At 59.3% G+C, this 23550-nt stretch carries 24 protein-coding genes; 14 read left to right on the forward strand and 10 right to left on the reverse strand.

The genetic code is table 11. The features are described 5' to 3' along the window. Positions 1-25: 25 nt before the first annotated feature. A complete protein-coding gene (locus tag FHU12_RS07210) occupies positions 26-430 on the forward strand; it encodes a YuaE family lipoprotein (protein WP_141968358.1) in 405 nt (134 codons plus the stop codon). After that, entirely contained in the window at positions 427-2517 is a 2091-nt protein-coding gene (locus tag FHU12_RS07215; protein WP_141968360.1) for an FKBP-type peptidyl-prolyl cis-trans isomerase N-terminal domain-containing protein, read from the forward strand. Before FHU12_RS07210 ends, FHU12_RS07215 begins: the two co-directional genes overlap by 4 nt. Before the next feature lie 36 nt (positions 2518-2553). On the opposite strand, the gene cmoB is transcribed toward FHU12_RS07215, so the two are convergent. The 5 genes from cmoB to FHU12_RS07240 form a co-directional block, all read right to left on the reverse strand. Next, positions 2554-3525 (reverse strand): tRNA 5-methoxyuridine(34)/uridine 5-oxyacetic acid(34) synthase CmoB, encoded by a 972-nt coding sequence (cmoB, locus tag FHU12_RS07220; protein WP_060423921.1) that lies wholly within the window; start codon positions 3523-3525, stop codon positions 2554-2556. Continuing rightward, the gene (cmoA, locus tag FHU12_RS07225; protein WP_049202466.1) at positions 3522-4265 is read right to left on the reverse strand and encodes a carboxy-S-adenosyl-L-methionine synthase CmoA; all 744 of its coding nucleotides are present in this window, start codon (positions 4263-4265) and stop codon (positions 3522-3524) included. The genes cmoB and cmoA overlap by 4 nt, the downstream gene beginning before the upstream one ends. A gap of 102 nt (positions 4266-4367) precedes the next feature. After that, positions 4368-4763 (reverse strand): MAPEG family protein, encoded by a 396-nt coding sequence (locus FHU12_RS07230; protein ID WP_004932387.1) that lies wholly within the window; start codon positions 4761-4763, stop codon positions 4368-4370. A 102-nt stretch (positions 4764-4865) separates the two neighbouring features. Next, entirely contained in the window at positions 4866-5681 is an 816-nt protein-coding gene (locus FHU12_RS07235; RefSeq protein ID WP_141972917.1) for a DUF72 domain-containing protein, read from the reverse strand. 53 nt (positions 5682-5734) lie between these two features. Further along, positions 5735-6313 carry a hydrolase gene (locus FHU12_RS07240; protein ID WP_141968362.1) on the reverse strand — a complete coding sequence of 193 codons (579 nt, stop codon included), beginning with the start codon at positions 6311-6313 and terminating at the stop codon, positions 5735-5737. A 254-nt stretch (positions 6314-6567) separates the two neighbouring features. Here FHU12_RS07240 and FHU12_RS07245 point away from each other — a divergent pair, with 254 nt between their 5' ends. The 7 genes from FHU12_RS07245 (at position 6568) to ruvB (ending at position 12158) form a co-directional block, all read left to right on the forward strand. Further along, positions 6568-6759, forward strand: a complete 192-nt coding sequence (locus tag FHU12_RS07245) for an FmdB family zinc ribbon protein (protein WP_033632845.1) — start codon at positions 6568-6570, stop codon at positions 6757-6759. A gap of 74 nt (positions 6760-6833) precedes the next feature. Then, positions 6834-8618: an aspartate--tRNA ligase gene (gene aspS / locus FHU12_RS07250; protein ID WP_141968364.1), complete on the forward strand. Its 1785-nt coding sequence runs from the start codon at positions 6834-6836 to the stop codon at positions 8616-8618. Next, positions 8618-9064 carry a dihydroneopterin triphosphate diphosphatase gene (gene nudB, locus FHU12_RS07255; RefSeq protein ID WP_019452808.1) on the forward strand — a complete coding sequence of 149 codons (447 nt, stop codon included), beginning with the start codon at positions 8618-8620 and terminating at the stop codon, positions 9062-9064. Before aspS ends, nudB begins: the two co-directional genes overlap by 1 nt. A gap of 20 nt (positions 9065-9084) precedes the next feature. After that, complete coding sequence (locus FHU12_RS07260) at positions 9085-9828, forward strand: YebC/PmpR family DNA-binding transcriptional regulator (RefSeq protein ID WP_033647638.1); 744 nt, start codon at positions 9085-9087, stop codon at positions 9826-9828. A gap of 57 nt (positions 9829-9885) precedes the next feature. Further along, entirely contained in the window at positions 9886-10407 is a 522-nt protein-coding gene (gene ruvC, locus FHU12_RS07265; RefSeq protein WP_141968366.1) for a crossover junction endodeoxyribonuclease RuvC, read from the forward strand. A 112-nt stretch (positions 10408-10519) separates the two neighbouring features. Further along, a complete protein-coding gene (gene ruvA, locus FHU12_RS07270; protein WP_025303126.1) occupies positions 10520-11134 on the forward strand; it encodes a Holliday junction branch migration protein RuvA in 615 nt (204 codons plus the stop codon). Positions 11135-11153: 19 nt separating this feature from the next. After that, positions 11154-12158, forward strand: a complete 1005-nt coding sequence (gene ruvB, locus FHU12_RS07275) for a Holliday junction branch migration DNA helicase RuvB (RefSeq protein ID WP_025303125.1) — start codon at positions 11154-11156, stop codon at positions 12156-12158. A 66-nt stretch (positions 12159-12224) separates the two neighbouring features. Here ruvB and znuB read toward each other — a convergent pair whose 3' ends face one another. Next, positions 12225-13010 (reverse strand): zinc ABC transporter permease subunit ZnuB, encoded by a 786-nt coding sequence (znuB, locus tag FHU12_RS07280; RefSeq protein WP_141968368.1) that lies wholly within the window; start codon positions 13008-13010, stop codon positions 12225-12227. Continuing rightward, positions 13007-13765, reverse strand: coding sequence for a zinc ABC transporter ATP-binding protein ZnuC (gene znuC, locus FHU12_RS07285; protein WP_141968370.1), 759 nt, complete (start codon positions 13763-13765; stop codon positions 13007-13009). Before znuC ends, znuB begins: the two co-directional genes overlap by 4 nt. A 78-nt stretch (positions 13766-13843) precedes the next feature. Between znuC and znuA the strand changes: the two genes are divergently transcribed. The 3 genes from znuA to lpxM all read left to right on the forward strand — a co-directional run bounded on the left by znuA (position 13844) and on the right by lpxM (position 17251). Continuing rightward, positions 13844-14788: a zinc ABC transporter substrate-binding protein ZnuA gene (gene znuA / locus FHU12_RS07290; protein ID WP_141972919.1), complete on the forward strand. Its 945-nt coding sequence runs from the start codon at positions 13844-13846 to the stop codon at positions 14786-14788. Between the two features lie 21 nt (positions 14789-14809). Next, a complete protein-coding gene (gene mepM, locus FHU12_RS07295; RefSeq protein ID WP_033654402.1) occupies positions 14810-16132 on the forward strand; it encodes a murein DD-endopeptidase MepM in 1323 nt (440 codons plus the stop codon). Between the two features lie 150 nt (positions 16133-16282). Continuing rightward, the gene (lpxM, locus tag FHU12_RS07300; protein ID WP_015378127.1) at positions 16283-17251 is read left to right on the forward strand and encodes a lauroyl-Kdo(2)-lipid IV(A) myristoyltransferase; all 969 of its coding nucleotides are present in this window, start codon (positions 16283-16285) and stop codon (positions 17249-17251) included. Positions 17252-17300: 49 nt separating this feature from the next. On the opposite strand, the gene FHU12_RS07305 is transcribed toward lpxM, so the two are convergent. The 3 genes from FHU12_RS07305 to FHU12_RS07315 all read right to left on the reverse strand — a co-directional run bounded on the left by FHU12_RS07305 (position 17301) and on the right by FHU12_RS07315 (position 20773). Further along, positions 17301-18182: a leucine-rich repeat domain-containing protein gene (locus FHU12_RS07305; protein WP_141968372.1), complete on the reverse strand. Its 882-nt coding sequence runs from the start codon at positions 18180-18182 to the stop codon at positions 17301-17303. An 85-nt stretch (positions 18183-18267) separates the two neighbouring features. Continuing rightward, entirely contained in the window at positions 18268-19710 is a 1443-nt protein-coding gene (pyk, locus tag FHU12_RS07310; RefSeq protein WP_019452801.1) for a pyruvate kinase, read from the reverse strand. A 190-nt stretch (positions 19711-19900) separates the two neighbouring features. Continuing rightward, a complete protein-coding gene (locus FHU12_RS07315) occupies positions 19901-20773 on the reverse strand; it encodes a MurR/RpiR family transcriptional regulator (protein ID WP_038877144.1) in 873 nt (290 codons plus the stop codon). A 448-nt stretch (positions 20774-21221) separates the two neighbouring features. Here FHU12_RS07315 and zwf point away from each other — a divergent pair, with 448 nt between their 5' ends. Both zwf and FHU12_RS07325 read left to right on the forward strand, forming a co-directional pair. Beyond that, complete coding sequence (gene zwf / locus FHU12_RS07320; protein ID WP_019452799.1) at positions 21222-22697, forward strand: glucose-6-phosphate dehydrogenase; 1476 nt, start codon at positions 21222-21224, stop codon at positions 22695-22697. A 154-nt stretch (positions 22698-22851) separates the two neighbouring features. Beyond that, positions 22852-23493 (forward strand): bifunctional 4-hydroxy-2-oxoglutarate aldolase/2-dehydro-3-deoxy-phosphogluconate aldolase, encoded by a 642-nt coding sequence (locus FHU12_RS07325; RefSeq protein WP_060433222.1) that lies wholly within the window; start codon positions 22852-22854, stop codon positions 23491-23493. The last annotated feature ends 57 nt before the right edge of the window (positions 23494-23550 follow it).

Consider the following 23550-nt stretch of genomic DNA (forward strand, 5'->3'; position numbering starts at 1 on the left):
CGGACTTAACAAGGAGATAACGATAATGACCCGAACGGCACACTGTTTGACCGCTGCGCTTTTGCTGACGTTGGCCCTGACCGGCTGCCAGACCGCCAAGCGGCCTGTTTCTGCATTAAGTAAGCCGCCCAGCGCGGAAGAAATTGCCGAGCAAGACAAACGGCAGCGTGAAGCCGAACGCATGCAGCAGTGCCAGCGCGAACTGGATGCCATGCGCGGCATGGATAACGAAAAATACCAAAAATTCAAACGCGAATTCGATACCTTGATGGGCGGCGCCGCGCAGTATGCCGGGGTACGCCAGCGGGTCAACACGGACACGCAGGAAACCGTCGACGCGCTGTATCGTTATCGCACCAGCCGTCTGTGCGCAGACATCAGTTCTGCCATGATGACCGGCCTGGCTGAGCGTGGAGAGCGCGCCCAATGACCCCTCGTGCGAGAAAGGCGTTACTGAGCCTGATGATACCGTTGGCGTTTGCGCCGGCGGTGGCCGCAGCGGATGACGACGTGCCGGCATTATTGCAGTTTGCCGAGCGTTACCAACGGCAGGACGCACCGGCAGCTGATACCGTGGTTGCCCCATCCCGGGAAACCCAAAAACCGGCGTCCCGGCCGGTTCAAACGCGTGAGACGACGGCGCAGAAAAAGCAGCTGGCGCAGTTGCAAAAGACGCTGCGCGAGAAGGAAGCTCGATTGGAGCAACAGCAAACCGCCATTCAATCACTGCAACAGGAGCTGACCGCGTTGCGCGTTGCGTCATCCCTGACCGCTGCCGATAAGCCGGCATCTGCGCCCGATCTGAGCGCGTTGAGCGATTTTGCCAGCGGCGTGCGACAGGCGCTGAACCTGACGCCGCAGGAGCGGAAGGCTCAGGCGCAGATCGCCGAAGCGCAGGCGGCATTAGCGCGGCAAAAGCAACAAACCGAGGAGAGCGATCGGCGCATCGCCTTGCTGGAACAACGGCTGGCAGCGCTGCCTGGCCAGGCGGATAACGCCTGGCAGGAGAAATTGGCCGCGGCGCAGACCGCCAACGATAAAGCACGCCAGCGTTATGAACAGGATAAGAAAGCGGCCGCCGCTGAGCTGGAACAGCAGAAGGCCGAGGCTGCCAGGCTGACGGGCGAACTGCAGCAGCAGCTGGCGAAACTGCAAAAAGAGCAGGAGGGCCAACGGCAGCAGGGTGGGCAGCAAGAGAAAAGCCTGAAGACGGCGCTGGCGCAGCAAAAGGCCGAAGCCGCCAAAGTTGCGGGTGAACTTCAGCAGCAGCTGACTCAGCTGCAGAAAGAGCGTGATGGTCAACGTCAACAGGCCGAGCAGCAAGAGAAAAGCCTGAAGACGGCGCTGGCGCAGCAAAAGGCCGAAGCCGCCAAGGCGGCGGGTGAACTTCAGCAGCAGCTGACTCAGCTGCAGAAAGAGCGTGATGGTCAACGTCAACAGGCCGAGCAGCAAGAGAAAAGCCTGAAGACGGCGCTGGCGCAGCAAAAGGCCGAAGCCGCCAAGGCGGCGGGCGAACTTCAGCAGCAGCTGGCTCAGCTGCAGAAAGAGCGTGATGGTCAACGTCAACAGGTCGAGCAGCAAGAGAAAAGCCTGAAGACGGCGCTGGCGCAGCAAAAGGCCGAAGCCGCCAAGGTTGCGGGTGAACTTCAGCAGCAGCTGGCGCAGCTGCAGGAAAAAAACAAGACCCAAACCGAACAGGCTAAGACGCTGGAACAACGCCTGGTAACGGCAACGACGGAAAGTGCACAGGCTGCGCAGCAGCGAGATAAAGCGACGCAGCAGGCGGAAAAAACGGCAACGGAGCTGGCGGCGGCCCATCAGGCGCAGCAGGCCTTGCGTGAGGAGCTGGATGGGCTGAGATCGCGGGCCAAATGGCTGCCGGATACGCAGTCGCTCAAGAAAAAGCCGGAGCAACAGAGCTATGCTGCCGGTGTCGCCTTGGGGCGCGACATTCAAACGATGCTGGCGGAGCGTAAAAATTGGGGCATCAATCCCGATAAAACCGTGCTGCTGGCGGGCGTGATCGATACCTTCAACGGCCGTTACCAGTTGAGCGATGCACAGTTGACCAACGCGCTGGCGGAGTCGGAAAAAGCGGTGAACGACGCCAGAAATCAGGCGGCGAAGACGCAGACCAGCAAGGGCGAGGCGTTCGTCGCCGAGTTTAAAAAGAAGAAAGGCACGCAGAAGTCGCCTGCCGGTTTCTGGTATCGCATCGATTATGCGGGTGATGAAGCCATTAAGGACAACGCGCGGGTGGACATCGTGGTGAAAGAGAGCTTAACCGACGGTAGCGTGATTCAGGATATGGATCGCAGCGGGAAGGTGATGTCTCAGCCGCTCTCCGCCTATCCACCGCTGTTCCGCGAGGCGATCGGCCATCTGAAAAATCACGGTTCGCTGACGATGGTGGTGCCGCCGGCGTTGGCGTACGGTGAAACGGGCTATGCGCCGCAGATCCCGCCGAACGCGACGATGGTCTATGAGCTGCGAATTGTCGATGTCAGTAACGGGTGAATGCGGGCCGGCACAGGCCGGCCCGATTAGCGAGCGCTAGGGCTTTTTGGCGGTCAGCACGGCGCGCAGGGGCGCCGGATAGCCTTCGATCGTTTTACTGCGATCGTTCGGATCGAGGAATTCGGCCAGCGATTCGCTGGTCATCCAGTCGGTGCGGCGCTGCTCTTCGAGGCTGGTGACGCACATATCGGCGATCTTCACATCGACGAAGCCGCATTTCTCCAGCCAGCATTTCAGCGCTTCGGCGGAAGGAATGAAATACACGTTGCGCATCTGCGCATAACGGTCGCCCGGCACCAGCACCTGGTGGCGATCGCCTTCCACCACCAGCGTTTCCAGCACCAGTTCCCCTTCAGCCACCAGCTGATTTTTCAGCTGATACAAATGATCGAGCGGCGAGCGGCGGTGATACAGCACCCCCATCGAGAACACGGTGTCGAACGCCGCCAGATCCGGCAACTGCTCGATGCCGAGCGGCAGCAGGTGGGCGCGCTGATCGCCGCCCAACAGCTTGCGCACCGCTTCGAACTGGCACAGGAACAGCTGCATCGGATCGATGCCTACGGCGAAGTGGGCACCGGCGCCGATCATGCGCCACAGGTGATAACCGCTGCCGCAGCCGACGTCGAGAATAGTGCGGCCGGCGAGCGGGGAAATGTGCGGCAGCACGCGATCCCACTTCCAGTCGGAATGCCATTCGGTATCGATATCGATGCCATACAGCGAGAATGGCCCTTTACGCCATGGCATCAGGGTGCGCAGCATTTTCTCGATGCCCTCGAGCTGGCCCGGCGACAGGCCGGGCTCCATTTCGGCGCGCACGCCGTGCAGCAGATCGAGGCGGGTTGGGGTCAGCGTCGGCAAATGTTCTACCGAGTTGAACCACTGTTTGAATTTGCCGTGCAGCGATTCGCGTTGCCAGGCGCTCAGCTGCGCAGGCAGGGTGTCCAGCCAATGGCTGAGGGGGCTTTTGGCGATGCGCTGATAGAAATCACCGAACTCGATCATTGCGCATCCCCCGCTTTCAGGGCGATCAGCGAACCGAAGTTGAAGCATTGGAACCACACTTCGGCATGCTCGAACCCGGCTTGATGCAGACGCGCTTTGTGCGCTTCCACCGAATCGGTCAGCATCACGTTTTCCAACATGCTGCGTTTTTGGCTGATCTCCAGTTCGCTGTACCCGTTGGCGCGTTTAAAATCGTGGTGCATGTTGAACAGCAGCTCGCCGACTTCGGCGTCTTCAAAGCTGAACTTCTCCGACAGCACCAGTGCGCCGCCCGGGCGCAGGCCGCGATAAATTTTCTCCAGCAGGCGCAGGCGATCGGCCGGTTCGAGGAACTGCAGCGTAAAGTTCAGCACCACCATCGAGGCGTTCTCGATGTCGATGTCGCGAATGTCGGCTTCGATGACGTCAACCGGCGTGTCGGCGCGGAAGGCGTCGATATGGCGGCGGCAACGTTCCACCATCGCCGGCGAATTGTCGACGGCGACGATATTGCAGCCGGGCACCTTGATATTCCGCCGCATCGACAGCGTCGCCGCGCCCAGCGAGCAGCCCAGGTCATATACCCGGCTGTCGGGTTGCACAAAGCGTTCGGCCAGCATGCCGATCATCGAGATGATGTTGGAATAGCCGGGAACGGAGCGTTGGATCATGTCGGGGAACACTTCGGCAACGCGTTCGTCGAAGGTCCAGTCGCCCAATTTGGCGATGGGGGCGGAGAAAAGGGTATCGCGGTTTGGCATAGCGGCAAATCAGTTCAGAATTCGAAGCTGCGTAGTCTAACAGAAAAGCGCAAAAAAGCGGAGCGGAAGCAGGCGGCGCGGCCGCCTGATGATAAAACGGGATCAATGCAGGCTGAAAATCAGATCCCAGGGCAGATAGAAGATATTTGCCAGAACCATCAACAACAAAGAGATATAGGTTGCGGCCATGCCTGAACGGCGCCAGCGAACCTCGCGGTTACGCAAACCGTAGTAATGCACCAGCCGCCCGGCCATCAGCATCAGGCCGCAGAGGTGAATCATCCAGATTTCCGCGCCGTTCATTTCCATAATCACCAGCAATACGGCAGCGATAGGAATGTATTCAACGGCGTTGCCATGCACGCGAATGGCGGTCTGCAACTCGTAAAAACCGCCGTCGCCGTATGCTACGCGGTACTGCATCCTTAATCTGACTACGTCATAAGAGAGTTTGATCAACAACAATGCGCCGAGCACCACATAAAGCGCGCTTACCATTTTTAACTCCGTTCCCTAACCAAAACTGGCAGCCAGCATCATAGCCGTCATTGTATTCACTGTCGCGGGGAAATATTTGATGTTATTGGTCAGATTAATAGGTCAAAACAGTGCATCCTGTTCCGGCCAGTCCGGCGGCGCAGGCAAATCGGGGATTGTCAGGCGCAGCTGCTGCCAAATTTTTTGCGCCTGCTGGGGCGAATCGCCGTTGTCCGGCGTATGAATAAACAGATAAGGCTGGTGCTGTTGCTGCCACAGCGGCAGCTTTTGCTGCCAGGCTTCGAACCAGCGCAGGTTATCGGCCAGCTTGTCGCCGCCGATAAAGCGAACCAGCGGTCGGTCGGCGGTGACCAGAGCGTGTACCGGCAGCTTCGGCTTTTTCTGCTGGGCATCGCGTACGGCGGCGGTGTTGGGGGCGGCGTGATGCACCGGGCGGCTGTCGAGGATCACCCGATTGATGCCGCGCTGGCGCAACCCCTGATTCAGCGCACGCTCTTCCTCGCCCTTGGCGAAAAACGCCGGATGACGCACTTCTACGCCGTAGGTGAATTCCTTCGGCAGGCTTTCGAAAAACTGCCACATGCGCGGCAGCTCGTCTGGGCCGAAGGCGGCGGGCAGCTGCAGCCACAGTTGGCCGATGCGTTGATGCACCGGGGTCAGGCAGTGGTAAAACGCCTGCAGCTCGGCGGCGCAGTTGCGCAGGGCGGCTTTGTGACTGATGTCCGACGGGAATTTGAAGCAGAAGCGAAAATCGTCGCCGGTCATGTCGCGCCAGCGTTGCACGATTTCCAGCTTCGGCAGCGCGTAGAAGGTGGTGTTGCCTTCCACGCAGTTGAAGTAGCGGCTGTAATCCGCCAAGTCACGCAGCCCGATACGATTCCAGGCTGAATGTTGCCACTGGGGCAGTCCGATGTAGATCACGGCGTCGTCTTCCTTTACTTATCCTTGGCTTATCAGGCTACAACTTAACGTTACCGGTCGAGCGCGGCAAGAATTTCGCCGGTGTCGCGCACTCGCGCCAAACGCGGGAAGATGTGTTCGAACGCGAAACGGTGCATTTCCGCGTTCTGTGCGCTGCAGACGTCCTCGGCGATCACCAGCTCATAGCCGTGTTCCCAGGCGGCGCGGGCGGTGGATTCCACGCCGATATTGGTGGAGATGCCGCCCAGCACCACAGACTTGATGCCGCGTCGACGCAGCTGCAAATCCAGATCGGTGCCGTAGAAGGCGCCCCATTGGCGCTTGGTGACCAGAATATCGCTGTCGCTGACCGCCAGCGGCGCGGGGAATTCCCACCAATTGGCCGGCAAGCCGCCGGCGGGCGCGGGAGCCGGCTTGTCCACCGGCTGTTTCAGCGCCTCGGCGAAAGTGTCGGACCAGCCGACGCGCACCAGCAGCACCGGCGCGCCCAGCAGACGAAAACGCGCGGCCAGCAGAGCGGCGTTCGCGACCACTTGGTCGGCGCTGTGCGGGCCACCGGCGTAGGGCAGAATGCCGTTTTGCAAATCGATCAGCACCAGAGCGGTGGTTTGGGCGTCAAGTTTCAGCATGGATTTCATCTCGTTGCGAAGTGAATAAAAACTGTTCGGCGCGCCAGGCGAGCAGCGCACGGCGCAAAACCGGGGGAGAATCAGGCTACGTGAAAAAACTGTCGCAGGTTAATGGGAAATTTGTTAACCGATGTGTTGATTCGAACAAAAACGCGCCATTTAGTGCGGTAACAATGCTGTGTTCGCACTTATCGGGCGGATGAATTTCCTTTATAATGACTCCCTTTTTTCAACACTCTTTAATCCAACGACCTATGCCGATTTATGAATATGCATGTGGTGCTTGCAACCATCGGTTAGAGAAATTGCAAAAATTTTCCGATGCGCCGCTGGCAGACTGCCCGGCGTGTGGGCAGCCCGCGTTGACCAAGTTGATCTCGTCCTCCGGTTTCCAGCTTAAGGGTACCGGCTGGTATGCGACGGATTTTAAACCGGGTAACAAGTAGAATTTATCAGATAACAGCCGCGCGACAGGGGCGCAGTAGCCCGGCGCGGCATCGGCTGTGTAAAAGGATAGCGTATGCGTACTGAATATTGCGGACAGTTGAATCTGTCCCACGTGGGCCAGGAAGTCACTCTGTGTGGTTGGGTCAATCGTCGTCGCGATCTCGGCGGCCTGATCTTTATTGATATGCGCGACCGCGAAGGCATCGTGCAGGTGTTCTTCGATCCGGACCAGAAAGTGGCGTTCGACAAGGCTTACGACCTGCGCAATGAGTTCTGCATCCAGATCGTCGGCACCGTGCGTGCGCGTCCGGACAGCCAGATCAATAAAGATATGGCCACCGGCGAAGTGGAAGTGTTCGCCCACGCGCTGGAAATCATCAACCGCTCCGAGCCGTTGCCGCTGGACTCCAACCAGGTCAACAGCGAAGAAGCGCGTCTGAAATACCGCTACCTGGATCTGCGCCGCCCGGAAATGGCCGAGCGTCTGAAGACCCGCGCCAAAATCACCAGCTTCGTGCGCCGCTTCATGGACAGCCACGGCTTCCTCGACATCGAAACGCCGATGCTGACCAAGGCGACGCCGGAAGGCGCCCGCGATTACCTGGTGCCGAGCCGCGTGCACAAGGGCAAATTCTACGCGCTGCCGCAGTCCCCACAGCTGTTCAAACAGCTGCTGATGATGTCCGGCTTCGATCGTTACTATCAGATCGTCAAATGCTTCCGTGACGAAGACCTGCGTGCGGACCGTCAGCCTGAATTCACCCAGATCGACGTCGAAACCTCCTTCATGACCGCCGATCAGGTGCGTGAAGTGATGGAGAAACTGGCGCGCGAGCTGTGGCTGGACGTGAAGGGCGTGGATCTGGGCGATTTCCCGGTCATGACCTTCGCCGAAGCGATGCGCCGCTTTGGCTCCGACAAGCCGGACCTGCGTAACCCGCTGGAGCTGGTGGACGTGGCCGATCTGGTCAAAGACGTCGAGTTTAAAGTGTTCTCCGGCCCGGCTAACGACGCCAAAGGCCGCGTGGCGGCGATCCGCGTACCGGGCGGCGCACAGCTGACCCGCAAGCAGATCGACGAGTACGGCGCTTTCGTCAACATCTACGGCGCCAAAGGCCTGGCCTGGTTGAAGGTCAACGACCGCGCCGCGGGCATGGAAGGCGTGCAGAGCCCGATCGCCAAATTCCTCAGTGCAGACGTGCTGGAAGCCATTCTGGCGCGCACCGATGCGCAGACCGGCGATATCATGTTCTTCGGCGCAGACAGTTTCAAGATTGTCACCGATGCGATGGGCGCGCTGCGCCTGAAGCTGGGTCGCGATCTGGGGCTGACCCAACTCGACAGCTGGGCGCCGCTGTGGGTGGTCGACTTCCCGATGTTCGAAGAGGACGACGAGGGCGGCCTGGCGGCCATGCACCACCCGTTCACCTCGCCGCGCGACATGAGCCCGGAAGAGCTGGCGGCAGCGCCGGTCAACGCCATCGCCAACGCCTATGACATGGTGATCAACGGTTACGAAGTGGGCGGCGGTTCGGTGCGTATTCACCGCAGCGAAATGCAGCAGACGGTATTCAGCATTCTGGGCATTAACGAACACGAACAGCGCGAGAAGTTCGGCTTCCTGCTGGACGCGCTGAAGTACGGCACGCCGCCGCACGCCGGCCTGGCCTTCGGCCTGGATCGTCTGGTGATGCTGCTGACCGGCACCGACAACATCCGCGACGTGATCGCCTTCCCGAAAACCACCGCGGCGGCCTGTCTGATGACCGACGCACCGAGCTTCGCCAACCCGGCGTCGCTGCAGGAGCTGGCGATCAGCGTGGTAAAGAAAGCCGGTGCGGAACAAGAGAGCGAGTGATGAGTTACAAGCGCCCTGAATCTATCCTGGTAGTGATTTACGCGAAATCCAGTGGTCGGGTGCTGATGTTACAGCGGCGCGACGATACCGAGTTCTGGCAGTCGGTCACCGGCAGCCTGGAACAGGATGAGTCGCCGCCGCATGCCGCGCAGCGTGAAGTCATGGAAGAAGTCGGCATCGATATCGAAGCAGAGCACCTGCCGTTGTTCGATTGCCAGCGCTGCGTGGAGTTTGAACTCTTTGTCCATTTGCGACATCGCTATGCGCCGGGAACCACGCGCAATAAAGAGCACTGGTTCTGTCTGGCGTTGCCCGAGGAGCGCGATCCGGTGATTACCGAGCATCACGCTTACCAATGGCTTGAGGCGGCCGAGGCCGTGAAGTTGACCAAGTCATGGAGCAATCAGCAGGCGATTGAAGAGTTCGTGATCAATTCAGTCCAGTAGTTTTTTTCGGAGATTTTTTTATGGCAGGTCATAGTAAGTGGGCCAACACAAAGCACCGTAAAGCGGCGCAGGACGCCAAGCGCGGTAAAATTTTCACCAAGATTATTCGTGAGCTGGTCACCGCCGCCAAGCTGGGCGGCGGCGATCCGGATTCCAACCCGCGTCTGCGCGCGGCGATGGACAAGGCGTTGTCGAACAACATGACGCGCGACACCATGAACCGTGCGATCGCGCGCGGCGTGGGCGGTGATGATGATACCAATATGGAAACCATCATCTATGAAGGTTACGGCCCTGGCGGCACCGCCGTCATGATCGAATGCCTGAGCGACAACCGCAACCGCACCGTGGCGGAAGTGCGTCACGCTTTCACCAAGTGTGGCGGCAACCTCGGCACCGACGGTTCCGTGGCTTATTTGTTCACCAAGAAGGGCGTGATCACCTACGCACCGGGCCTGGATGAAGACACCGTAATGGAAGCGGCGCTGGAAGCCGGTGCGGAAGACATCGTGACCTATGACGATGGCGCCATCGATGTGTTCACCGCCTGGGAAAGCCTGGGCGCGGTGAAAGACGCGCTGACCGCGGCGGGCTTCGAAGCCGAAGCGGCGGAAGTGTCGATGATCCCATCGACCAAGGCCGACATGGACGCGGAAACCGCGCCTAAGCTGTTGCGTCTGATCGATATGCTGGAAGACTGCGACGACGTGCAGGAAGTTTACCATAACGGTGAAATCTCCGACGAAGTGGCGGCGACGCTGTAATCCGGTAAAACGGGCGCCGCCGTTCGGCGGCGCCGTGCATGCAAGGTGGATGTAGATATGGCGATCATACTCGGTATCGATCCCGGTTCACGCGTCACCGGCTATGGCCTTATCCGCCAGCAGGGGCGTCAGTTGAGCTATATCGCCAGCGGCTGCATCCGCACGGTGGTGGACGACATGCCGACGCGGCTGAAGCTGATTTACGCCGGCGTCAGTGAGATCATCACCCAGTTTCAGCCCGACTTCTTCGCCATCGAACAGGTGTTTATGGCCAAGAACCCCGATTCGGCGCTCAAGCTCGGCCAGGCGCGCGGCGTCGCGATCGTGGCGGCGGTGAATCAGAATCTGGACGTGTTCGAGTATGCGGCGCGGCAGGTCAAACAGACCGTGGTCGGTACCGGCGCGGCCGAAAAGGCGCAGGTACAGCACATGGTGCGCTCGCTGCTCAAACTCTCGGCCAACCCGCAGGCGGACGCCGCCGATGCTCTGGCTATCGCCATCACCCACTGCCACCTCAGCCAGAACGTGCTGCGGATGAGCGAAGGGCGGTTGAACCTGGCGCGCGGGCGTTTGCGCTGACGCAAAGCGATGATTGCTCAGGCTGGATATTCATCCAGCCTTTTTTATGTTATAAGCTTTACCAGCAACGGCATGGCAGGGCGCCATGCCCGGTTATTCTGCAGGAGGGTAAATGATAGGTCGTCTCAGAGGAAATATTCTGGAAAAGCAGCCGCCGCTGGTGTTACTGGAGGCGAACGGCGTGGGCTATGAGGTACACATGCCGATGACCTGCTTTTACGAGCTACCGGAACTGGGGCAAGAGGCCATCGTGTTTACCCACTTCGTGGTGCGTGAAGACGCGCAGCTGCTGTACGGTTTCAACGACAAGCAGGAGCGCGCGCTGTTCCGCGAGCTGATCAAGGTCAACGGCGTCGGGCCGAAGCTGGCGCTGGCGATCCTGTCAGGCATGTCCGCGCAGCAGTTCGTCAGTGCGGTGGAGCGTGAAGAGATCACCGCACTGGTCAAGCTGCCGGGCGTGGGCAAAAAAACCGCCGAGCGCCTGGTGGTAGAGATGAAAGACCGCTTCAAAGGGCTTAACGGCGACCTGTTCAACAGCAGCAGCGAGATCAGCCTGCCGTCCGCCGCCGACAACGCGCCGGAAGCGGACGCGGAAGCCGAAGCCGTTTCGGCGCTGGTGGCGCTGGGCTACAAGCCACAGGAAGCGAGTCGCATGGTCAGCAAAATTGCCAAACCGGGCGCCGACTGCGAGACGCTGATCCGCGACGCGTTGCGCGCTGCTTTGTAAGGCCGCTAAGAGGTAGATAATGATTGAAGCCGATCGCCTGATCTCCGCCGAACCGATCAACGAGGAAGAAGTCCTCGATCGTGCCATTCGTCCCAAGCTGTTGACTGAATACGTGGGTCAGCCGCACGTACGCGAGCAGATGGAGATCTTCATCCAGGCGGCCAAGCAGCGCGGTGATGCGCTCGACCACCTGCTGATCTTCGGCCCGCCGGGCCTGGGGAAAACCACCCTGGCCAACATCGTGGCCAACGAAATGGGCGTGAATCTGCGCACCACTTCCGGCCCGGTGCTGGAGAAGGCGGGCGATTTGGCGGCGATGCTGACCAACCTCGAACCGCACGACGTGTTATTCATCGACGAAATCCACCGTTTGTCACCGGTGGTAGAAGAAGTGCTGTATCCGGCGATGGAAGACTACCAGCTGGATATCATGATCGGCGAAGGGCCGGCGGCGCGTTCGATTAAGCTCGATCTGCCGCCGTTCACGTTGGTGGGCGCGACCACCCGCGCCGGTTCGCTGACCTCGCCGCTGCGCGATCGTTTCGGCATTGTCCAGCGGCTGGAGTTTTATCAGGTGGCGGATCTGCAGCATATCGTCTCACGCAGCGCCGGGTGCCTGGGGCTGGAGCTGTCCGACGAGGGCGCCCATGAGGTGGCCCGCCGCGCGCGCGGTACGCCGCGTATCGCCAACCGCCTGCTGCGCCGGGTGCGTGACTTCGCCGAAGTGCGCGCCAACGGCGTGATCAGCGGCGCAGTGGCGGCGCAGGCACTTGATATGCTCAACGTCGATGCCGAAGGCTTCGACTATATGGATCGCAAGCTGCTGCTGGCGATCATCGACAAGTTTACCGGCGGCCCGGTCGGGTTGGACAACCTGGCGGCGGCGATCGGCGAAGAGCGTGAAACCATCGAAGACGTGATTGAACCGTTCCTGATCCAGCAGGGCTTTATCCAGCGCACGCCGCGCGGCCGCCTGGCGACGCAGCATGCCTACCGGCATTTCGGTCTCGAACGCGAAGCATAAGTTTTCCACCCATCATAAAAAAGGGCCGCATTCGCGGCCCTTGTCATATTCTGCTGCTGGCTTTAATCAAGCCTGCTGTTTTTTGAACAGGCTCAGCGTGAACAGCACGGCGGCGCTCAGCACCACCGAAGGGCCGGCCGGCGTATCGTAAAACGCCGAGAAGGTCAGGCCGCCGGTGACGGCCACCATGCCGATCAGCACCGCGACGCCCGCCATCTGCTCCGGCGTGCGCGCGAAGCGCCGAGCGGTGGCTGCCGGAATGATCAGCAGTGAGGTGATGATCAGCGCGCCGACGAATTTCATCGCCAGACCGATGGTCAAGGCGGTGACCAGCATCAACACGGTGCGTGCGCGCACCAGATTAACGCCGTCGACGTGCGCCAGCTCCGGGCTGATGGTCATCGACAGCAGATCGCGCCACTGCCACCACAGCACTAACAGCACCACGGCGACGCCGCCGGCAATCATCAGGATATCGCTCAGCGTAACCGACAGCAGATCGCCGAACAGGTAGGCCATCAGATCGACCCGCACGTTAGACATCAGCGCCACCACCACCAGTCCCAGCGACAGGGCGCTATGCGCCAGAATGCCGAGCAGGGTATCCACCGAAAGCTGCGGGCGACGTTCCAGCCAAACCAGGGCCAGAGCCAGCAGCAGCGTAATGGCGATCACCGCATAGAAGGGGTTGATGTCGAGCAACAGACCAAAGGCGACGCCGAGCAGCGAGGCGTGCGCCAAGGTATCACCAAAGTAGGACATGCGGCGCCAGACCACGAAGGAACCCAGCGGCCCGGCGGCGCTAGCCAGCAACACGCCGGCCAGCCAGCCGGGAAGTAAAAGTTCAATCATGCTTCGCGGCTCCCGGTTTTCTTCAAGACAATTCTTCCCTGCAGATCGTGGCGGTGGTTGTGGTGGTGGCGATACACCGCCAGTTGCTCTGCGCCGCGGTTGCCGAACATGGCGATGAATTCGGGATGCATCGACACCACCTCCGGCGCGCCGGAGCAGCAGATGTGCTGATTGAGGCACAAGACCTCGTCGGTTTTCGCCATCACCAGATGCAGATCGTGCGAGACCATCAGCACGGCGCAGCCCAGCTCTTTACGCAGCTGATCGATCAGATCGTACAGCGCCAGCTGGCCGTTGACGTCCACCCCTTGCGTGGGTTCGTCCAGCACCAGCAGCTGCGGTTTGTTCAGCAGTGCTCGCGCCAGCAGCACGCGTTGGTTTTCACCGCCGGAGAGCTTTTGCATCGGCTGGTGGAGCAGGTGGGCGGCGTGCACGCGCTTGAGCGCCGGCAGAATGTCGGCTTTCTTTACGCCGGGCTTGAGACGCATAAAGCGGCTGACGGTCAGCGGCAGGGTGGCGTCGAGGTGCAGCTTTTGCGGCACGTAGCCGATGCGCAGATCGGGCTCACGCTCCAGCGTGCCGGCGGTCGGTTTGACCAATCCCAGCACCACGCGCACCAGCGTAGACTTGCCCGCGCCGTTCGGGCCCAGCAGCGTGAGAATACGGCCGGGTTGCAGGCTGAGGGAAATGTTCGACAGCACCTTGCGGCTGCCGAAGGCGACGGAGATATTTTTTAGCGTTATCAGTGTAGACATCTCGAGATTACAGGTTGCAGAACGAAGCGAATGTTATAATATCACGCCTTGTTGATGAAAACGATGGGATTACTGATGATGGCAAAGAAAAATAAATGGCTGCAGCGCACGCTGCTGGCCAGCGCACTGTTGATGGCCGGTCCGCTGAGCAGCGCTTCCGCTGCGGTGGTGACCTCGATTCGTCCGTTAGGCTTTATCGCATCGGCCATCGCCGACGGCGTGACGCCGACCGAGGTGTTGCTGCCGGACGGCGCTTCACCGCACGATTTTGCACTGCGTCCTTCCGATATCCAGCGTTTGCGCTCTGCGGACCTGGTGCTATGGGTCGGGCCGGACATGGAAGCGTTCCTGAACAAGGCGCTGGTGCCTATCTCGGCAACCCGCAAGTTGGCTATCAGCGAACTGCCGGCGGTGAAGCCGTTGCTGATGAAAGGCGAAGATGACGACGATCATGATCATGCAGGCGAAGCGCATAACCATGCCGATGACGATCATGGGCATCATCACGGCGAGTACAATATGCACGTTTGGCTGTCGCCGGAGATAGCAAAAGTGACCGCGATCGCGATTCACGACAGATTGTTGGAACTTATGCCGCAAAATAAGGACAAATTAGACGCAAACCTGCGCCAGTTCGAGAATCTGCTGACGCAAACTGACAAAAATGTTGGTAACATGCTTACGCCTGTGCAAGGTAAGGGTTATTTTGTTTTTCATGATGCTTACGGCTACTTTGAGAAACACTACGGTTTGAGTCCGCTGGGCCATTTCACCGTCAATCCCGAAATTCAGCCTGGAGCACAGCGCCTACACCAAATTCGAACACAGTTGGTTGAGCAGAAAGCGGTATGCGTTTTTGCTGAGCCACAATTCAGGCCGGCCGTAATCAATGCCGTCGCCAAGGGTACCAAAGTGCGTTCTGGAACGCTGGACCCGCTGGGCATCGGCATCGCGCTGGGGAAGGACAGCTACGGGAAATTCCTGAATCAGCTGTCAAACCAGTACGTGAGCTGCCTGAAGTAAAGCTTATGAGGATAATATCGAGTGCAGCAGATAGTCCGAACTATCGCTCTGGCGTATAACAACCTGCCACGGCCCCACCGCGTCATGCTGGGGTCGCTGACAGTCGTCACATTGGCCGTCGCTGTTTGGCGGCCTTTTGTTTACCACCCAGAACACAATCCCATTGCCAAGAGCGTCGAGTTAGAATCCAGCCAGATGCGGTCATTGCTCCCCGAAGCCAGTGAGCCGATAGATGCCGACCAACCCACCCCCGATGACGAAATCCCGCAGGATGAGCTGGATCAAAAAGATGCCGGCGACGATGGCGTGCATGAATATGTGGTTTCCACCGGCGACACCCTCGGCAGCATTTTGACGCAATATGGCATCGATATGTCGGATGTCACCTTGCTGGCTTCGCAAAACCGCGATCTGCGTAATCTGAAGATCGGCCAACAGCTGTCGTGGACCGTCAATGATGCAGGCGATCTGCAGCAGTTGACCTGGGAAGTTTCCCGCCGCGAAACCCGCACCTATGACCGCGTCGGCAATAGCTTCAAAGAGTCGAAAGAGGCGCAGCAGGGCGAATGGCGCAACAACGTGATCAGCGGCCGGGTCAACGGCAGCTTCGTCAGCAGCGCCGGCGACGCCGGGCTGAGCCGTAACGAAATCAACTCGGTGATCAAAGCCCTGCAGTGGCAGCTCGATTTCCGCAAGCTGCGCAAAGGCGACCAGTTCTCCGTGCTGATGTCGCGCGAGCATTTCGACGGTAAGAAATCGCAAAGCCAGCTGTTGGGCGTGCGTCTGCGCACCGGCGGCAAAGATTACTATGCGATCCGCGCCGAAGACGGCAAATTCTACGATCGCCAGGGCTCTGGCCTGGCGCGCGGCTTCATGCGTTTCCCGACCATGAAACAGTTCCGCATCTCCTCCAACTTCAACCCGCGCCGCGTGAACCCGGTGACCGGCCGCGTGGCGCCGCATAAGGGCGTCGATTTCGCCATGCCGGTCGGCACGCCGGTGCTGGCGGTCGGCGACGGTGAGGTGGTGATCGCCAAACGCAGCGGCGCAGCGGGCAACTATGTGGCGATCCGCCACGGTCGTCAGTACACCACGCGCTATATGCACCTGAAAAAACTGCTGGTGAAACCAGGCCAGAAGGTGAAACGCGGCGATCGCATTGCGCTCTCCGGCAACACCGGCCGTTCCACCGGGCCACACCTGCACTTTGAACTGTGGACCGGTCAACAGGCGGTGAACCCGCTGACGGCCAAACTGCCGCGTTCCGAAGGGCTGGGCGGCAAAGACCGCAGCGATTATCTGGCACAGGTGAAGGAAGTGGTTCCTCAGCTGCAGTTGGATTAACGTCCCCCTTTTTCCGGCGCTCCGGCGCCGTTAATTTCATCGGCCTGATTGCGGGCCGATGCTGTTTTATCTGGGCGGTTCGCGGTTGTTAATTGCAAAATCGGTGATGGCAATTATGATTAGCCGAATCGCTAAGCGAAGAGCATGTGCATGCAAAACGAGAAGAAATCGAACGTAGAGTTCATCCCGCAGTTTCAAAAAGCCTTTTTATATCCGCGCTACTGGGGCGTGTGGTTGGGAACCGGTCTGATGGCCGGCATTTCGCTGGTGCCCGCGCGCCTGCGCGACCCGGTGCTGGGTGCGGTCGGCAAACTCGCCGGCAAGCTGGCGAAGGGCGCGCGCCGTCGAGCCCGCATCAACCTGCTGTATTGCTTGCCGGAGCTGCCTGAAAGCGAACGCGAACACATTATTGACCAGATGTTTGCCTGCGCGCCGCAGTCGATGGTGCTGATGGCGGAACTGGCCTGCACCAAGCCGGAAAAAGTGCTCAAGCGCGTGCGTTGGCACGGGGAAGAGGTGCTGGACAAGATCCGGGCGGAAGGGCGCAACGTGATTTTCCTGGTGCCCCACGGCTGGGCGGTGGATGTGCCGGCGATGCTGATGGCTGCGCGCGGCCAACCGATGGCGGCGATGTTCCACAATCAGCGTAATCAGCTGATCGACTACCTGTGGAATGCCGTGCGGCGTAAATTCGGCGGCCGCATGCACGCGCGCAACGACGGCATCAAACCGTTTATCAGTTCGGTGCGGCAGGGGTACTGGGGCTACTACCTGCCCGATCAGGACCACGGCGCGGAGCACAGCGAGTTCGTCGATTTCTTCGCGACCTACAAGGCGACGCTGCCGGCGGTGGGGCGGCTGATGAAGGTTTGCCGTGCGGCGATCGTGCCTTTGTTTCCGGTGTACGACGGCAAAACCAGCATGCTGGATATTTATATTCGCGAGCCGATGGACGATCTGGCCGAAGCCGATGACCCACGGATTGCGCGCCGCATGAATGAAGAGGTGGAAAATCTGGTGGGCCCGAACCCGGAGCAGTACACCTGGATCCTCAAACTGCTCAAGACGCGCAAAGAAGGGGAGATTGAACCTTACTCGCGCGACGATCTGTATCGTTAATCCTTCCTACCGCTAACGCCGGCCGGGCTACAACCCGGCCGGCGTCTCTTCAGATGTGCACCATACAGCCGCGAGCCCGCAGGATGTCGATGACTTTAGGCGTGTGGGTGAAATCATTCCAGCGCAGATCCAGCTTGCGCAGCCGGCTCAGTTCGCCGAGGCTTTCCGGCAGCTCGCTCAGGTGGTTGGCGCGCAGATCCAGACTTCTCAGCGCCGTCAGTTCACCGATATTTTCCGGCAGGCGCGTCAGCTGATTGAAACGCAGATTCAGCTCGCTCAACCGCGGTAACCGACAGAAGGCTTCCGGTAGCTCAGCGATGGCATTGTTAGCCGCGTCGAGTATCTCAAGCTCACCGAGCTGGGCCATTTCCGCCGGCAGTGTGGTCAGGGCATTTTTCATGATATGCAGTTCGCGCAGCGCGTGCAGTTGCCCGATTTCGGCGGGCAGGCTGCCGATGCGATTGTTGTATAAACGCAGCTCCTGCAATGCCGTAAGCCTCGGTATCGCCTGTGGCAAAACGGTTAAATGGTTGTCTGTCGCGTTGAGATAAACCAGCTGCTGCAGCTGTGCCAGCGAACGCGGCAGATCGCTAAAGCCGTTATCGCTCAGATAGAGATATTTCAACCGATGCAGCTGCCCCAGTTCCTCGGGGAGTTCGCTTGCGCGATTGTGGCCAAAGTCGAACATTTCGAGCTGTTGCAACTGACCAATCTCCGGCGGCAGACGGTCGAGCTGATTGCAGGAGATATTCAGCACCTGCAGATTCTGGTGCCGGAAGATCGGGGTGGGGAAGGCCGTCAGCTGATTGTCGTACAGGCTGACCTTGCGCAGCGCGTGGCCGGCAAGCTGCGATTCGTCGAGCTGCGTCAGGCTACGGCCGTCGAGATCGAGCTCATCAGCGCTCGCTGCGGGGTTGTGTTGGTGGAGCATGGCGTTCTCCGTCGTTTATGGCGATGTCAGCGCAAAAAAAATGCCGGCCAACGTGAGCCGGCCGGCATTTCGTCTGCGGCGTGAATTACTCGACGCGCAGGATACGGCTGGTATTGGTGGTACCGACGGTTTCCATCACGTCGCCCTGGGTGACGATCACCAGATCACCGGAGACCAGGAAACCTTTGTCGCGCAGGCGATTGACGGCTTCATTGGCGGCGATCACGCCGTCTTTGTGGCTATCGAAATACACCGGCGTCACGCCGCGATACAGCGCAGTCAGGTTCAGCGTATGCTCATGACGCGACATGGCGAAGATCGGCAGGCCGGAGCTGATACGCGACATCATCAGCGCGGTGCGGCCAGATTCGGTCATGGCGATCAGCGCGGTGACGCCTTTCAGGTGGTTGGCCGCATACATCGAAGACATGGCGATCGCCTCTTCGATGTTGTCGAACTGCACGTCCAGACGGTGTTTGGAAACATTGATGCTCGGGATCTTCTCGGCGCCCAAACAAACGCGCGCCATCGCCGCCACGGTTTCCGCCGGGTATTGGCCGGCAGCGGTTTCTGCCGACAGCATCACGGCATCGGTACCGTCCAGCACGGCGTTGGCCACGTCCATGACTTCGGCGCGGGTTGGCATCGGGTTGGTGATCATCGACTCCATCATCTGGGTCGCGGTGATCACCGCACGGTTCAGGGTACGGGCACGGCGGATCAGTTTCTTCTGAATGCCGACCAGTTCCGGATCGCCGATTTCGACGCCCAGATCGCCACGGGCGACCATCACCACGTCGGAAGCCAGAATGATGTCGTCCATCGCTTCGTCGCTGCAGACCGCTTCGGCGCGCTCAACCTTGGACACGATCTTGGCGTTGCAGCCCGCGTCGCGCGCCAGGCGGCGAGCGTAGTTCAGGTCTTCACCGGTACGCGGGAAGGAGACCGCCAGGTAGTCGACGCCGATCTTGGCGGCGGTGACGATGTCTGCCTTGTCTTTTTCGGTCAGCGCTTCGGCCGACAGGCCGCCGCCGAGTTTGTTGATGCCTTTGTTGTTGGACAGCGGGCCGCCAACGGTGACTTCGGTAAACACTTTCATGCCCTGAACTTCGAGCACTTTCAGCTGAACGCGGCCGTCGTCGAGCAGCAGGACATCGCCCGGCACCACGTCGGCAGGCAGGCCTTTATAGTCGATACCGACTTTTTCTTTATCGCCTTCGCCTTTTGACAGGTTGGCGTCCAGCAGGAATTTATCGCCCACGTTGAGGAAGATTTTGCCTTCCTTGAAGGTGGATACGCGGATTTTCGGCCCTTGCAGATCGCCGAGGATAGCGACGTGACGTCCCAGTTTAGCGGCGATTTCACGCACTTTGTCAGCGCGAGCCTGGTGGTCTTCCGGGCTGCCGTGGGAGAAGTTAAGCCGAACTACGTTGGCGCCGGCGGCAATGATCTTTTCCAGATTATTGTCGCGGTCTGTAGCCGGACCCAGGGTGGTAACGATTTTGGTTCTTCTGAGCCGTCTGGACATGTATTACTCCGTTGACTGGTGAAGCAAATATTGGTGTTGCGATAAACGTCGGATAACGAAACCAGGCGTGAAATGTAATTTTACAACACTGATATTTCACCCGGGTTACCCGCATGAGCATGTTAACAGGGTACAGCCTCTGATGCCGTCATTCAAATGTCTGTTGAACGGCGATTTTTTCTTCGTCAGGTCACGAGTCAAAACTGTTGGGAATGACCACCCCTTTATCAAAGCGCGATTCTTTGAGCGCTTCTTTGACCCGCTTCAAGTTATCTCTGAATTTAGCCCCTCTGCGCAAGGTAAATCCGGTGGCGAGCACGTCAATGAGCGTTAATTGCGCGATCCGCGACACCATCGGCATATAAACGTCGGTGTCTTCGGGCACATCGAGCAGCAAAGGAAGGGTCGCCGCCTGAGCGAGCGGGGTGTCGCGCGAGGTGATAGCCAATACCGTGGCGTCGTTTTCTCGCGCCAGGTGAGCCATCTCCACCAGATTCTTGGTGCGGCCGGTGTGTGAGATCAATACCACCACGTCGCCTTCGCCGGAGTTCATGCAACTCATGCGTTGCATGACGATGTCATCGAAGTAGACCACCGGGATATTGAAGCGGAAAAATTTGTTCATCGCGTCGTGCGCCACCGCTGCGGAGGCGCCCAGGCCGAAGAAAGAGATCTTTTTTGCCTGGGTGAGCAGGTCAACCGCACGATTGATTGCGGCAATATCCAAATTTGCCTTTACTGTATCCAGGCTGGCCATGACCGATTCGAAGATCTTGCTGGTATAGGAATCGACGCTGTCGTCTTCCTCAACGTTACGGTTTACGTAGGGCGTGCCGTTAGCCAGGCTTTGGGCGAGGTGCAGTTTGAAATCGGGAAAGCCTTTGGTGTCAAGGCGGCGGCAAAAACGGTTGACGGTAGGTTCGCTGACGTCGGCCATGCGCGCCAGCGTGGCAATGCTGGAGTGAATGGCGGTCTGTGGGGAGGCCAGGATCACCTCGGCGACTTTCCTTTCAGATTTGCTCAGGAGTTCCAGATGGCTCTGGATTTTGTCCAGCGTATTCATATAACGAGAGTCACTCATGGTTTTATCCCTGTGGCTTTCAAGCAACAGCGCCGAATTTCGCCCGTGTTCGCCGCGCACGCAGACGCCAAACGAGCGGCTGTAACCTGGAATCGATAGGGTATGTCGATTTCAAACAAAGGAGAAATCAATGCCGGTTTAGTGAAAATATACTACGTGCTGGTAACCGTTGGCAGTCTCGACAGGGCGTATACAGGCTTTTTTCACCAGAATATGACCTGTGTCTAACTTTCATAATGGTAACAGAGCGTCAAAAAAGACGAAAAATTACAGTTTTGCCCGCCTGTGCGGGCTCTGGCGCGCATTGGCGCTAACGCTGGAATCTTGAGGTCTTTTTTCCTGCTTCTGCACCGGGTTTGCTGGCCGTAGTCAAACAGAGTACATTAGTAATGTAAGAAAATTACAAATATCCTGCAACGAGGAGATGAACATGGCGGTAACCTCTACAGCCCAGGCGTGTGACCTGGTTATTTTCGGCGCGAAAGGTGATTTGGCGCGCCGTAAGCTGCTGCCTTCCCTGTACCAGTTAGAGAAAGCCGGACACATCCACCCGGATACGCGGATCATCGGCGTCGGCCGCGCGGAGTGGGATAAAAAAGCTTATACCGAAGTGGTCAAGGAAGCGCTTGGCACCTTCATGAAAGAAAAACTGGATGACGAACTCTGGGCCACGCTGAGCGCACGCCTGGATTTCTGCAATCTGGACGTCAACGACAGCAAGAACTTTACCAAACTGGGTAAAATGCTGGATCAGAAACACCGCACCACCATCAACTACTTCGCCATGCCGCCAAGCACCTTCGGCGCCATCTGCAAAGGGTTGGGCGAAGCCAAGCTGAATCATGAGCCGGCGCGCGTGGTAATGGAAAAACCGTTGGGCACCGATCTGGCGTCCTCCCGCGTGATCAACGATCAGGTGGCGGAGTACTTCAACGAATCCCAGGTTTACCGTATCGACCACTATCTCGGCAAAGAGACGGTGCTGAACCTGTTGGCGCTGCGTTTCGCCAACTCGCTGTTCGCCTCCAACTGGGATAACCGCACCATCGATTCGGTGCAGATCACCGTGGCGGAAGAGGTGGGCATCGAAGGGCGCTGGGGTTACTTCGACCAGGCCGGCCAGATGCGCGACATGATCCAGAACCACCTGCTGCAGATCCTGACCATGATCGCCATGTCGCCGCCGGCGGATCTGACCACCGACCGTATCCGCGACGAAAAGGTGAAGGTACTGCGCTCGCTGCGCCGTATCGATCAGACCAATGTACGGGAAACCACCGTGCGCGGTCAGTACACCGCCGGTTTCGTCCAGGGCAAGAAAGTGCCGGGTTATCTGGAAGAGGAAGGGGCGAACAAGAGCAGCAGCACCGAAACCTTCGTCTCCATCCGCGTGGATATCGACAACTGGCAGTGGGCCGGGGTGCCGTTCTATCTGCGTACCGGTAAACGCCTGCCGACCAAATGTTCGGAAGTGGTGGTGTACTTCAAAAACCCGCCGCTTAACCTGTTCAGCGATTCTTACCAGCAGCTGCCGCAGAACAAGCTGACCATCCGCCTGCAGCCGGACGAAGGCATCGAAATTCAGGTACTGAACAAGGTGCCGGGGCTGGATCACAAGCACCGTCTGCAGACCACCAAGCTGGACCTGAGCTTCTCGGAAACCTTCAACCAGGAGCACGTGGCGGACGCCTACGAGCGCCTGCTGCTGGAGACCATGCGCGGCATTCAGGCGCTGTTCGTGCGCCGCGATGAGGTGGAAGAGGCCTGGAAGTGGGTCGATTCCATCATGGACGCATGGAAAGCCGACAACGAGGCGCCTAAGCCTTATCAGGCGGGCACCTGGGGGCCGGTGGCCTCGGTGGCGATGATCACCCGCGACGGCCGTTCCTGGAACGAGTTCGAGTAATGCGCAATGCCGGCAGCCTGTCTGCCGGCTTTTTTTTGCCTGCGATCTGCGCGTGGGCCACATCACTTACGGTACGGCCGGACGTCCGCGCATTTGTGCGGAGCCCTGTGGCAGGGGCGTGCCATTGTTAACCGCGAGTAATGGAGAAATAACGATGAAAAACTGGAAAACCAGCGCCGAGCAGATCTTGACGGCGGGACCGGTGGTGCCGGTTATCGTGATCAACAAGCTGGAGCAGGCGGTGCCGCTGGCGAAAGCGCTGGTTGCCGGCGGCGTGCGGGTATTGGAGGTGACGCTGCGCACCGCCTGCGGGCTGGAGGCTATCCGCGCTATTGCCAAAGAGGTGCCGGAGGCCATCATCGGCGCCGGTACGGTGATCAATCCGCAGCAGCTGCGGGAGGTGACCGAGGCGGGGGCGCAGTTCGCCATCAGCCCGGGGCTGACCGAAGCCTTGCTGCAGGCGGCGACGGCGGGGCCTATCCCGCTGATCCCGGGTATCAGCACCGTTTCCGAGCTGATGCAGGGTATGGATCACGGCCTGCGCGAATTCAAATTCTTCCCGGCGGAAGCCAACGGCGGCGTGAAGGCGCTGCAGGCGATCGGCGGCCCGTTCCCGCAGGTGCGTTTTTGCCCGACCGGCGGCATTACGCCGAGTAACTACCGCGATTATCTGGCGCTGAAAAGCGTGCTTTGCATCGGCGGTTCCTGGCTGGTGCCGGCGGATGCGCTCGAAAGTGGCGACTACGCGCGCATCACTGAACTGGCGCGCAGCGCCGTCAGCGGCGCCGCGTTGTAACCCGTGCCGCGCCTGGGGTTGGCGCTTATTTGCGCACCCGCGATTATCGCAAGGCTC

This window comes from Serratia marcescens, from assembly GCF_006715005.1.
Lineage (GTDB): Bacteria > Pseudomonadota > Gammaproteobacteria > Enterobacterales > Enterobacteriaceae > Serratia > Serratia montpellierensis.

Bases quoted from the DNA above. Each gene is read 5' to 3' on its own strand.
- zwf (WP_019452799.1), top strand. From the start codon at position 21,222: ATGGCGGTAACCTCTACAGCCCAGGCGTGTGACCTGGTTATTTTCGGC.
- FHU12_RS07210 (WP_141968358.1), top strand. From the start codon at position 26: ATGACCCGAACGGCACACTGTTTGACCGCTGCGCTTTTGCTGACGTTG.
- FHU12_RS07315 (WP_038877144.1), bottom strand. From the start codon at position 20,773: ATGAATACGCTGGACAAAATCCAGAGCCATCTGGAACTCCTGAGCAAA.
- ruvC (WP_141968366.1), top strand. From the start codon at position 9,886: ATGGCGATCATACTCGGTATCGATCCCGGTTCACGCGTCACCGGCTAT.
- znuA (WP_141972919.1), top strand. From the start codon at position 13,844: ATGGCAAAGAAAAATAAATGGCTGCAGCGCACGCTGCTGGCCAGCGCA.
- FHU12_RS07215 (WP_141968360.1), top strand. From the start codon at position 427: ATGACCCCTCGTGCGAGAAAGGCGTTACTGAGCCTGATGATACCGTTG.
- cmoA (WP_049202466.1), bottom strand. From the start codon at position 4,265: ATGCCAAACCGCGATACCCTTTTCTCCGCCCCCATCGCCAAATTGGGC.
- cmoB (WP_060423921.1), bottom strand. From the start codon at position 3,525: ATGATCGAGTTCGGTGATTTCTATCAGCGCATCGCCAAAAGCCCCCTC.
- nudB (WP_019452808.1), top strand. From the start codon at position 8,618: ATGAGTTACAAGCGCCCTGAATCTATCCTGGTAGTGATTTACGCGAAA.
- FHU12_RS07230 (WP_004932387.1), bottom strand. From the start codon at position 4,763: ATGGTAAGCGCGCTTTATGTGGTGCTCGGCGCATTGTTGTTGATCAAA.
- FHU12_RS07240 (WP_141968362.1), bottom strand. From the start codon at position 6,313: ATGCTGAAACTTGACGCCCAAACCACCGCTCTGGTGCTGATCGATTTG.
- FHU12_RS07305 (WP_141968372.1), bottom strand. From the start codon at position 18,182: ATGCTCCACCAACACAACCCCGCAGCGAGCGCTGATGAGCTCGATCTC.
- aspS (WP_141968364.1), top strand. From the start codon at position 6,834: ATGCGTACTGAATATTGCGGACAGTTGAATCTGTCCCACGTGGGCCAG.
- ruvA (WP_025303126.1), top strand. From the start codon at position 10,520: ATGATAGGTCGTCTCAGAGGAAATATTCTGGAAAAGCAGCCGCCGCTG.
- ruvB (WP_025303125.1), top strand. From the start codon at position 11,154: ATGATTGAAGCCGATCGCCTGATCTCCGCCGAACCGATCAACGAGGAA.
- pyk (WP_019452801.1), bottom strand. From the start codon at position 19,710: ATGTCCAGACGGCTCAGAAGAACCAAAATCGTTACCACCCTGGGTCCG.
- znuC (WP_141968370.1), bottom strand. From the start codon at position 13,765: ATGTCTACACTGATAACGCTAAAAAATATCTCCGTCGCCTTCGGCAGC.
- FHU12_RS07260 (WP_033647638.1), top strand. From the start codon at position 9,085: ATGGCAGGTCATAGTAAGTGGGCCAACACAAAGCACCGTAAAGCGGCG.
- lpxM (WP_015378127.1), top strand. From the start codon at position 16,283: ATGCAAAACGAGAAGAAATCGAACGTAGAGTTCATCCCGCAGTTTCAA.
- znuB (WP_141968368.1), bottom strand. From the start codon at position 13,010: ATGATTGAACTTTTACTTCCCGGCTGGCTGGCCGGCGTGTTGCTGGCT.
- FHU12_RS07245 (WP_033632845.1), top strand. From the start codon at position 6,568: ATGCCGATTTATGAATATGCATGTGGTGCTTGCAACCATCGGTTAGAG.
- FHU12_RS07325 (WP_060433222.1), top strand. From the start codon at position 22,852: ATGAAAAACTGGAAAACCAGCGCCGAGCAGATCTTGACGGCGGGACCG.